This window comes from Ruegeria sp. O4, from assembly GCF_056535125.1.
This window is the reverse complement of sequence record NZ_JBQERO010000005.1, coordinates 180363-189770: the sequence shown is the minus strand read 5'-3', so window position 1 is coordinate 189770 and position 9408 is coordinate 180363. Positions and strand designations below refer to the sequence as shown.

The 9408-nt window shown below is 50.8% G+C and carries 11 protein-coding genes, 1 tRNA gene and 1 pseudogene; 9 read left to right on the top strand and 4 right to left on the bottom strand.

Going from position 1 to position 9408, the window contains the following annotated elements; genetic code table 11:
- The first annotated feature begins 116 nt into the window (after nucleotides 1-116).
- The 3 genes from ACR0J7_RS09200 to ACR0J7_RS09190 all read left to right on the top strand — a co-directional run bounded on the left by ACR0J7_RS09200 (nucleotide 117) and on the right by ACR0J7_RS09190 (nucleotide 3256).
- Complete coding sequence (locus tag ACR0J7_RS09200) at nucleotides 117-884, top strand: hypothetical protein (RefSeq protein ID WP_480913979.1); 768 nt, start codon at nucleotides 117-119, stop codon at nucleotides 882-884.
- Between the two features lie 243 nt (nucleotides 885-1127).
- Nucleotides 1128-2105, top strand: a complete 978-nt coding sequence (locus tag ACR0J7_RS09195; protein WP_480773607.1) for a hypothetical protein — start codon at nucleotides 1128-1130, stop codon at nucleotides 2103-2105.
- A complete protein-coding gene (locus tag ACR0J7_RS09190; RefSeq protein ID WP_480913978.1) occupies nucleotides 2102-3256 on the top strand; it encodes a hypothetical protein in 1155 nt (384 codons plus the stop codon). The genes ACR0J7_RS09195 and ACR0J7_RS09190 overlap by 4 nt, the downstream gene beginning before the upstream one ends.
- Before the next feature lie 53 nt (nucleotides 3257-3309).
- Here the strand turns inward: ACR0J7_RS09190 and ACR0J7_RS09185 are convergent, their stop codons facing one another.
- Nucleotides 3310-4029 carry a hypothetical protein gene (locus tag ACR0J7_RS09185; RefSeq protein WP_480773605.1) on the bottom strand — a complete coding sequence of 240 codons (720 nt, stop codon included), beginning with the start codon at nucleotides 4027-4029 and terminating at the stop codon, nucleotides 3310-3312.
- Nucleotides 4030-4093: 64 nt separating this feature from the next.
- Between ACR0J7_RS09185 and ACR0J7_RS09180 the strand changes: the two genes are divergently transcribed.
- The 4 genes and pseudogenes from ACR0J7_RS09180 to ACR0J7_RS09165 all read left to right on the top strand — a co-directional run.
- On the top strand, nucleotides 4094-4345 hold the full coding sequence (locus ACR0J7_RS09180) for a type II toxin-antitoxin system ParD family antitoxin (protein ID WP_480773604.1): 252 nt from the start codon (nucleotides 4094-4096) through the stop codon (nucleotides 4343-4345).
- Nucleotides 4342-4638 (top strand): type II toxin-antitoxin system RelE/ParE family toxin, encoded by a 297-nt coding sequence (locus ACR0J7_RS09175; RefSeq protein WP_480773603.1) that lies wholly within the window; start codon nucleotides 4342-4344, stop codon nucleotides 4636-4638. The genes ACR0J7_RS09180 and ACR0J7_RS09175 overlap by 4 nt, the downstream gene beginning before the upstream one ends.
- Nucleotides 4639-4895: 257 nt before the next feature.
- Complete coding sequence (locus tag ACR0J7_RS09170; protein ID WP_480773602.1) at nucleotides 4896-5168, top strand: hypothetical protein; 273 nt, start codon at nucleotides 4896-4898, stop codon at nucleotides 5166-5168.
- Nucleotides 5126-6127 (top strand): annotated as a pseudogene (locus ACR0J7_RS09165) (recombinase family protein); the annotation flags it as partial. The gene ACR0J7_RS09170 and the pseudogene ACR0J7_RS09165, both read left to right, overlap by 43 nt.
- Here the strand turns inward: ACR0J7_RS09165 and ACR0J7_RS09160 are convergent.
- Nucleotides 6029-6454 carry a hypothetical protein gene (locus tag ACR0J7_RS09160; protein WP_480899649.1) on the bottom strand — a complete coding sequence of 142 codons (426 nt, stop codon included), beginning with the start codon at nucleotides 6452-6454 and terminating at the stop codon, nucleotides 6029-6031. The pseudogene ACR0J7_RS09165 and the gene ACR0J7_RS09160 overlap by 99 nt on opposite strands.
- A 223-nt stretch (nucleotides 6455-6677) precedes the next feature.
- Nucleotides 6678-6764 (bottom strand) — tRNA-Leu (locus ACR0J7_RS09155).
- A gap of 141 nt (nucleotides 6765-6905) precedes the next feature.
- Here ACR0J7_RS09155 and ACR0J7_RS09150 point away from each other — a divergent pair.
- Together ACR0J7_RS09150 and lipB are read left to right on the top strand one after the other, a co-directional pair.
- Nucleotides 6906-7565 carry a DsbA family oxidoreductase gene (locus ACR0J7_RS09150; RefSeq protein ID WP_480485965.1) on the top strand — a complete coding sequence of 220 codons (660 nt, stop codon included), beginning with the start codon at nucleotides 6906-6908 and terminating at the stop codon, nucleotides 7563-7565.
- Between the two features lie 41 nt (nucleotides 7566-7606).
- On the top strand, nucleotides 7607-8263 hold the full coding sequence (lipB, locus tag ACR0J7_RS09145) for a lipoyl(octanoyl) transferase LipB (protein ID WP_480870258.1): 657 nt from the start codon (nucleotides 7607-7609) through the stop codon (nucleotides 8261-8263).
- A gap of 503 nt (nucleotides 8264-8766) precedes the next feature.
- Here the strand turns inward: lipB and ACR0J7_RS09140 are convergent.
- Nucleotides 8767-9189, bottom strand: coding sequence for an HIT family protein (locus tag ACR0J7_RS09140; RefSeq protein WP_480913975.1), 423 nt, complete (start codon nucleotides 9187-9189; stop codon nucleotides 8767-8769).
- Nucleotides 9190-9408: the final 219 nt, after the last annotated feature.

The window sequence follows — 9408 nt, the reverse complement described above, 5'->3', positions numbered from 1 at the left end:
GAAATTCGTCCGTCCGTTTCAGTCCCATAGTTCGTCTCCTTTGCTGCAATAAATGCTATCAAAGGAGCGGCAGCAAACCGCGACACGTCCATTCTTTGACCTATGATGGGCGGAAAATGCTAATCACCTCTTCATTCGTTGAACGACTAGATGAATGGCGAGAACTGGAACCTAACGGGTACAATCATACCATTGCGTACACGTGGCTTTTTTTGCACGAATTTGCTCACGCCCACCTTGGGCATTTCTCTTTCGCAGAAAATTTTGGTGTCGTCCAACGCACCATCAAAAAGCTCTGCTCACACACCGTTCATCCTGGAGAACTTCGTTCCAACGCTCAGATGTGTTTTGAGTTGCAAGCTGATCATGAAGCTATCGAAGTAATGCTGGGTGCGTACTCCCGCGAAAATTGGGCGGAGCTGCGGGCCAAAGTCACCAGCATAGCATTCATCATGATTTTCATCGAAACGATCGACAACGAAAATGGCATCGATCAAGTGACCCACCCGAAAGCAGCAACGCGAATTTTTCAGCTATTGGGGCATCTAGCAGAGATGTGGTCAATCACTGCACACACGAAAACCACACCACAGAGCAAGTCAAGTACAAGCGATGTACCCCTACCCCCGCCCGCAGAAATTCAAGCGTTCAATTCAGACGTGGTCTTGCGTGCGTACTGGAATCTAGTGGAGCTATCAAATTTTGTGGGTGCTCAAGTCATCGCTACCGATCTGGGCACGCCCGAGGATTTCTTTGCTGACATCACCCGTGCAAAACTTGGCAAGTGGGATGATCTGGTTACAACGGGTGCAAATGAGTGGGCGAAATTGTGGCCCTTTAACGAAGCGTTAAAACCATTTCTTGCAGATAGCTTCCAAACCTAAAGCTCTCTTCTCCTCAGCCACGCAGTTTCCCGATAAACTTTGGGCCTCAAAATCATTCATTCGTACTCGGCTTGCATCACTCGACCCTAGATAGAACAGAAGGTAGCCAAGTATAGTAGCCGATCACTTAAGCCTGACAAAATCCAGAGACCTCGACAGGTGCTCACATCCGTGTCAAGGTAAGTGGATACTTTGAATGCATTTGCACACAAGAGAATAATAATAGAGTAGTACGCGGCGGATATGAATACAGCTCAACTAAAAGAAATTGCAGAAAAAATCGTACTTTCCCAAGGGAACAAGTTTATCAAGGAGCTTCTTCGCAACAACGGTGTGAGGATCGGGAAAAACAAGGAGGAATTCCTTGTTAACCTTCGTCAAGGGATTGACGAAGGTCTGATCGATCAAACCAAGATCGACAAGTGGCTTCACGACATCGAAGGCTGGGGAAATCAGCATGTTTATTTGTTCGAACTCCCTAAGATTGAAAAAGCGGACCTTGCAGGTGCCATGCACGCGTCACCACATTCCGCAATTTTACAAGATCATGAGAACTACGAGTTCCCAGATGAGTTGACCCTCAAAACTGCAACCCTGAGCGATACAGAACTGTCCTTGGGGTGGAGAGAAGGAAGAGACAGTTGGGTACGTTCGAAGGCAAAAGACTATAGACAAGACATCAATGGCGATGAGTATGAATTTCGAGCCTATAGAGAGAAATCGGAAAGAAAAATTGCTCGTTTCGTTTGGGAGTTTGAGAGCCCGTTCTGCGCAGTATTCATCACGCACCCTAATGAAAGTGGGGTCCACGATGAGATTCTTGCACAAATTTGGTCAGACCTGGACACCTTCTCTGTGACCGACACTCCGTTGCAAAAAATTTCTCTAAGCAGCTCATTCAGCAAGCTCAATCAAAAACCAGAGCTGAAGGTTAACTCAGTCAAGATGAACGTGGACGGAGGTCATGTCAATTTGGTTGCAACCGCTCCACAAACTGGGATTCACGATATCGAGGCAATTCGGCAAGCTCAAAACGGCATTGATGCAAACCAGTTTTCGTCATCGGATGGAATTTTTCATTTCAACTCAGAAAATCTGCCTGGCCTTTCTCGGCAAGTAAAGGTTGAGGGCTCAGGAACGGACTCCCGCATTAGAATTTGGGCTCAGTGCACACGAGAAGACGTTGGTTTGATTGTACACGAAGTGAATTCGTCAAGATGACAATTGACCCTGCCAGATACATTGGTCGTCACGATGAACAGTTGGTTGAGGTTATTCAATCAAGATTGGAAACCAACACATCATCAGTACTAGACCCTGACCTGATAAGAAAAGATGCCTCATACAAAGTCAGCACTGAAGAAGTGATTACACTTCTCGAGGAGCTTCTAGAAGAAGGAATAATCTTTTCCACTGATGCCCAGTACTGCTCATCGGAACCGTGTGAAAAAGCTGGAGTATCGAGACCGCTGACAGGCGAAGAACTTGAAGCAGAAAAATGTAATGTATGCGACCAGAGCTTTGCAGATGCTGGTGAACCACTTGAGCAGCGGCACTACAGTACTCGTTCACTAATAAGTAGAGACATTCGCTGGATGATAGTCATTCACGGCTTCAACACTAGGGGGCCTTGGCAAGAAGAACTAAGTTGGCGCATTTCAAACAAACTTGCGTATGCCGCACCAGTTCTAATCTACAAGTATGGATTTGAACGGTTGGGGATTTTTTTTCGTTTCCGTCATGAAAAGCTGGTCAGAAAGCTGGGTGCAGAAATTTTATCTGCTATTGAGAACTCAAAGAAGTCAGCGCGAACGGAACCACCCGATGTGATCGTCCACAGTTTCGGTAGCCTCTTATTTTCAAAGTTATTGTTGTCCCAGGAGTTTTCGGATCAGAAGTTCGGCAGAGTGATTTGCGTCGGATCAGTAATCTCCCCCCAATATGACTGGGAAAGACACATAGCCGCAGGTCGTGTCGAAGCCGTGCTTTGCCATAGCGGCGGGAAGGACCTACCCGTGAGGGTTGCACAATTTGCTATCCCGGATTCAGGCCCTGCGGGTTACTTGGGTTTCAATAGTTTGTGTGTAAAAAACGTGCACAGTCAGCTGTTTTCTCACTCCTCCGCACTGGAACCCAAAAATATACGAACTCAACTGGATCGTGGAGGTCTTTGGGATCGTTTCCTCACGGCACCTCTTGGTACATTTAGCGATCAGACAGAAATAAAACACCCCAATTGGCGACCCACTTGGAAGATCATTCGGGGTCTCGCAAGAGTATTGCTGCTCGCGGCTGTCGCAACCGTAGCGATGCTGACTTGGGCTATTTCATCATCATTGTTCGTATGCCTAAAGAACTTGTTTGGATATTGACTCAATTCAATGAACCCAACCCGCAGCCAGTAAATCGCGTTGGGTTGGTACTTTTACGCTCTGAATCTGGCCATAGTTTTATGGACTAAGCAGTTGTGTTCTTTCACCCAGATATTCAGTTGAACAATATTTGCTGGAATATCAGGGGTATCGCTGGAAATAAGTACAAATTCATGCAAACCTTGGTCTTGGCTTTCAGTCAGCGGATCAAGTTTCCCTTCCATCGTTTTTGGCAGGCGATTTTGACCCGCTTGAATTTCAGCGCATGGTTCACCGTCTGAGCCGAGCGGGATGTTATGCCATTGCCCCCTCACACCCTGGAATGCAACCACGTGCCCATCAGCCTCACTATCGAGCTCGAAGCAAAAGCGCTCACCAAGCCGAATAGCAGTGTCCGCTGATTTCAAGTGGCTTTCGCGCTCAATGATCCCCATCGCCGTCGACACCAAGGCCAATCGAAACCGATCTGATGTCGCCATTTCATCTAATATCTCTCGCCACCTCATCTCAGGCGTTTGTGGGAATATCTCCGGTGCTTCCAAATGCGCGATATTGAAGTGATGACTGAGCAGGAAGTCATACAGCACCTTCGCCCGTATCGCTGAATATTCCCCCCGTTGCAGGTTACGCCGATAGTTGTCCGCAAGGTTCCAAGCCGGATCGAACGGAGTTTGCAGGAACTGATCAAACGGTTCATTTGCCAGTTCCGCTGCCGCGACTAGGGCTTTGTAAAGCTTCGCTTTATGCGCCTTACTCTTTGGTTCAAATGACATCAGGATTATGTTCCTATGGCAATATTTGTCATTTTGTGACATACTATGCGTAGGAGGACCAGATATGGCCAGCATGAATATTTCCCTGCCCGACCCCATGCGGGATTGGGTGGAACAGCAGATGAAATCCGGGCGCTACGACAACGCCAGTGAATACATGCGTGACCTCATCCGCCATGATCAGGACCGTGCCTCCAAGATCGCAGCTATGCAACGTCTGGTCGATGAAGCAATGGCCAGCGAAGACAGCAACAAATCCCTTTCGGAAATTCGCGCTATTGCCAGACAACAGGCTGGAATTGCTGCATCGGAATGAACTATCGCCTTTCTGCAAAGGCGGAAGCCGATCTGATCCAAATCTATATTGATGGCGTTCAAGACTTTGGCGTCATACAGGCCGAAGCCTATCAGGACAAAATAGACCAAACGATTGAACTGATTGCCGACAATCCAGAGATGGCTCGTCTGCGAGATGAAATCACCCCACCCGTCCGCATCCATCCGGTGCATGCGCATGTAATCATCTATCTGGTTGACGATAACCGGATGGTGAGAATTTTGCGTGTGCGTCATGGCCGTGAGAACTGGCCGGAAAACCCCATCGGATAATCGTTTCAACACTCTCGATCACCCGTTTACACCCTCCTTTCACCTGAGACCATCGTGTGCCTGCCACGGTAAGGTCACATCTAAGCGCATAGGATGATTGAAGAATTATTCTTGCGTGGGGCAAGATGATGTGGTTATATGTTCTATATTTGTTCTCATTTCAGTCTATGGCGAGACCATAGTGGAACGAACCCATCACCAAAACATTTCAGAGAAAGGAGCGCGTGCATGACCTGTCCGCCAGATAAAAAAAAGATATGCCTATTCGACCCAGCCTCTCGGTAGATTGGGAAGTCTACGCGGCAATGCTGGAAGACAGCGACATGCCTTTGGATCAGCAACAGGAACTGATCGAAACTCTGTGGTCCATCGTCGTGATGTTTGTCGATCTCGGTTACGACCTGCACCCCATCCCGCAAATCTGTGGAGAAGATGAAGAAGCATTGGATCAGGATTCCGCGGATTTGGTATCCTTGTTGAACAACAAATGGGCGCAGACCCGCGCAGAGGAGGACCAATGGCAGGAGTAACACCAAAACCAACAAAGGCTGTGATCTATGCGCGAGTGTCTGGGGCCAAGCAGGTCCGCGAAGGTGATGGCCTCGCCTCTCAGGAAAACCGTTGTCGGGAATACGCCACTTACAAAGACTATGATGTGGTTGAGGTGTTCATGGACGATATGTCCGGCAAATTCGAACGCCGCCCCGCAATGGATCGCATGTTGGCCTTCCTGCGTCTGCACCCCAAGGACAGCGTTGTGGTCATCATTGACGACATCAGCCGCTTTGCCCGCAACGTGCAGGCTCATATTGCCCTGCGCGAAACGCTCAGCGATGCGGGCGGCATTCTGGAAAGCCCGTCCATTGAATTTGGTGAGGACAGCGACTCGCGGCTCGTGGAACACATGCTGGCGTCTGTGGCTCAGCATCAGCGCGAAAAGAACGCGGAACAAACCTCCAACCGCATGAAAGGGCGAATGATGAACGGCTATTCCGTCTTCGCTGCCCCTATCGGATACGAGTACAAGAAGACAGGATCGCATGGCAAATTGCTGACCCGCGTTGAACCCGTCGCGACCATCATCAAGGAAGCATTGGAAGGCTATGCCTCTGGTCGGTTCTCGGCACAGGCGGATGTGCGACGGTTCTTAGAAAGCCAACCTGACTTTCCCAAAGACCTGCCGGATGGGAAAATCCGTCAGCAGAAGGTGACGGATATGCTGAACCGCGTAATCTATGCGGGCTATGTTGAGCATGAGCCGTGGGGCATCACGCGCCGCGAAGGACATCATGAGGCTTTGATCTCACTCAAAACCTATGAGGTTATTCAAGAGCGGCGTAGTGGCAGGAGCGTTGCGGCGAAGCGTCCTGACATCAACGAAAACTTCCCACTACGCGGCGCGGTGAACTGCGCGTGTTGTGACAAACCCATGACCGCGTACCATGCCCGGAGCGCTACCGGCAGACGCTACCCCTACTACAATTGCCAGAGGAAAGGCTGTTCTGAGTACCGCAAAGGTATTCGTGCAGAGAAAATAGACACAGGCTTTGAGGCGATCTTGCGGTCTCTGACCCCAAGCAAAAACTTGCTCGATATCGCGATGTCCATGTTGAAAGATGCTTGGGATCAGCGCGGGGATCAAGCCAAGCAGACGAAGGCAGAAATCAAACGCCAGCACAAAGAGTTGGACAAGCAGCAAGATGTGCTGGTTGAGCGCATGATCGAGACTTCGAATCCCAAGGTAATGGCCGCGCTTGAAGCCAAGATCGCCAAGCTGGAAGAAGACAAGCTGCTGCTGACCGATAAGCTGTCCCACACCACCAAACCCACACGCAGCCTTAGTGAAATTATCGAACTCTTGCGAGAATTCCTCTCAAGCCCTTGGAACATCTATGTAAACGGATCACTACTCGTGAAGAAAACCATCATAAAAGCGGCCTTCAAAGCCCCATTGGCCTATGACCGCGAAAATGGTTATCGAACTCCGCAAACATCTGTTATCTTTGAGTTTCTAGCGGATTTCACATCAAAATGTGAAATGGTGCGGTCGAGAAGACTCGAACTTCCACGGGTGTTACCCCACAGCGACCTCAACGCTGCGCGTCTACCAATTCCGCCACGACCGCACTGCCAGTGACTTGGTAGAGCGGCGTATAGACGTTGGCGCGCGCGATGTGAAGAGGCAAAAACACGCTGGTTTAAAATCCCACGCGGCAGCCTTATCTAAGCCGGTAAACAACACAGTTTCGATCTGACAGGAGCCGCAGATGACCTCGCCCGACACCCGCCCAATCATCCAAGTCGATATCGTGTCAGACGTCGTGTGCCCGTGGTGCATAGTAGGGTTTCGCCAGCTTGATGCGGCTTTGAAACAGCAGGGCATCCAAACCCAACTTCGCTGGCACCCGTTCGAATTGAACCCGAACATGCCGCCTGAAGGGCAGAACCTGCGGGAACACATCACTGAGAAATATGGCTCGACCCCTGAACAAAGCCAGCAGGCACGCGACAGGCTAACGGCGATCGGGGCGGAACTGGGGTTCACCTTCAACTTTGATGAAGACAGCCGGATCGTGAATACATTCAAGGCGCATCAGTTGCTGGATTGGGCCGAAGGTCAGGGCCTGCAACATCAATTGAAACTTGCGCTTTTCGACGCGTATTTCACCCGGCAACAGGACGTTTCCGACATTGAGGTTCTGTTGCAGGCTGTTACTTCTGCCGGGCTGAACCCTGATACTGCGCGGCAGGTGCTTGAGACCGGGGAGCATATCGCTTTGGTGCGAGAGAAACAGCAGTTCTGGACCAGCCGGGGGATCTCTGGTGTGCCGTCCATGGTATTTGGCGGAAAATACCTGCTGACGGGCGCACAAGGGGTCGATACCTATTCTCGGGTGCTGCAACAGTGTTTGGCCGAAGCGGCCTGACCTCTCTTCCCCTGCCCGCTTTGGGCGGATATGAGGCCGCCATGGAATGGAAAATCACCGATGGTCTGACCAGTTATGACGACGCCACCGCCTTTATGGAGGCGCGCGTCGCCGGGATTGCGCGCGGTGACGCGGCGGAGTGCATCTGGTTGCTGGAACACCCGCCACTTTATACGGCAGGCACGTCGGCAAAGATCGAAGACCTGACCGATCCTGACCGCTTTCCGGTTTATGCAAGCAAACGCGGCGGCGAGTACACCTATCACGGGCCCGGTCAGCGTGTGGCCTATGTCATGCTGGACCTGAACAAGCGCGGGCGCGACGTGCGCCAATTTGTGAAGCAGCTGGAAAATTGGGTGATATCAGCACTGGCCGAGTTCAACGTGCACGGCGAAATACGCGACGGGCGCGTTGGTGTCTGGGTGCGGCGCGACGACAAACCGCTGACGGTGACTGGCAAACCGGCAGAGGACAAGATCGCGGCAATTGGCTTGCGTTTGCGAAAATGGGTCAGTTTTCATGGCATTTCGGTCAATGTCGAACCGGACCTGGAGCATTTTTCGGGCATTGTTCCCTGCGGGATCAGCGAATACGGCGTGACCTCGTTGGTGGATCTGGGGCTTCCGGTCACTATGGATGATCTTGATGCTGCCTTGAAGAAAACCTTTGAAGAGGTTTTTGGCGCTTCGGAAACCTGATTCTGTCTGGGGTTCAGCAGTCGTCGAATCAGATTCTGTCGCACCCTGATACAACAATATGGATGGGCGGAAGGCTCTGTTTCCGAAACACGTCGCAATTTACCAAGAACGATCCAGTTTTACGGTATTCTTTAGGCAAATTTTAATTCTCTGGGATACACCAGAGTTGTTAACGAGTAATATGAAACTGCCAATCAAGAGTGAGTGGTATGTTAAACCGGTGATCAAGGGCTCGCCCTCGAAATCCGAGAAGTGTTTGGTTACGAGTCTGCCGTTCCGACCCCAAATCGGAACGGCAATTCATTTCCCCCTTCCCGCTTAATCTTATGGCCAATTCGCGTTGCAAGGGAGCAGGCGATTTCTGCGTTATCCGGCTATTGAGTCACTTGGTCGGTCCCAAGGAAGGGTTTCGGGATATCTTGTCTCCGGTCGCGGCGATATGCGCGGGCGGGTGTGGGTAATCGTCCGGATTATCACCTCACAGACAGACCGTAAAATATTGACTACAAAGCGAGTTTTATCTTCTCCGCATGTTCGGCAATCAGGTCGAAATCACCCATTTTACCAGACGGGCGCATCGACACGCCGTCATGACGCGGCAGGATGTGAAAATGGAGGTGGAAAACCTCCTGCCCGCCTGCGGTTTCGTTGAATTGCTGAATGGTTACACCGTCCGCGTCGAAGGCTTTCATCACTGCACGAGCCATCTTTTGAACGGTGTTCATGACCGCCACCAGTTGGTCGGGCGTGGCATCCAGTACATTGCGGCAGGGCGTTTTGGGGATCACCAGCAAATGCCCATCGGCACGAGGCATGATGTCCATGAAGGCCAGTGTGTCGGCGTCTTCGTAAACTTTTGACGAAGGTATCTCGCCGCGCAGAATTTTGGCGAAGATGTTGTCGGGATCATAATCCATGGTTGCCATCCGTTCCTTGAGGGGCTTTTGACCGAGTTGTGGTCCACCCGCCCCGCCGGGTCAAGCCGGGGGATTGAGCCCTGAAATGTACAAATTGTACCGGGTTTTCAGAGAGGGTTGTACGTTTTGTACACTTGGATTTGGCATGAGATCACATCATCAGAGACAGATGCGGCACGTTCCCCACAGGTGATGCCTGCCTACGCAGCAGAGCACGGGTTTCGTAAT

What these genes read in the sequence shown, in the direction of transcription:
- ACR0J7_RS09140 (WP_480913975.1), bottom strand. Translation starts at nt 9,189, where the DNA reads ATGGCAACCATGGATTATGATCCCGACAACATCTTCGCCAAAATTCTG.
- lipB (WP_480870258.1), top strand. Translation starts at nt 7,607, where the DNA reads ATGGAATGGAAAATCACCGATGGTCTGACCAGTTATGACGACGCCACC.
- ACR0J7_RS09180 (WP_480773604.1), top strand. Translation starts at nt 4,094, where the DNA reads ATGGCCAGCATGAATATTTCCCTGCCCGACCCCATGCGGGATTGGGTG.
- ACR0J7_RS09200 (WP_480913979.1), top strand. Translation starts at nt 117, where the DNA reads ATGCTAATCACCTCTTCATTCGTTGAACGACTAGATGAATGGCGAGAA.
- ACR0J7_RS09190 (WP_480913978.1), top strand. Translation starts at nt 2,102, where the DNA reads ATGACAATTGACCCTGCCAGATACATTGGTCGTCACGATGAACAGTTG.
- ACR0J7_RS09175 (WP_480773603.1), top strand. Translation starts at nt 4,342, where the DNA reads ATGAACTATCGCCTTTCTGCAAAGGCGGAAGCCGATCTGATCCAAATC.
- ACR0J7_RS09195 (WP_480773607.1), top strand. Translation starts at nt 1,128, where the DNA reads ATGAATACAGCTCAACTAAAAGAAATTGCAGAAAAAATCGTACTTTCC.
- ACR0J7_RS09170 (WP_480773602.1), top strand. Translation starts at nt 4,896, where the DNA reads ATGCCTATTCGACCCAGCCTCTCGGTAGATTGGGAAGTCTACGCGGCA.
- ACR0J7_RS09150 (WP_480485965.1), top strand. Translation starts at nt 6,906, where the DNA reads ATGACCTCGCCCGACACCCGCCCAATCATCCAAGTCGATATCGTGTCA.
- ACR0J7_RS09185 (WP_480773605.1), bottom strand. Translation starts at nt 4,029, where the DNA reads ATGTCATTTGAACCAAAGAGTAAGGCGCATAAAGCGAAGCTTTACAAA.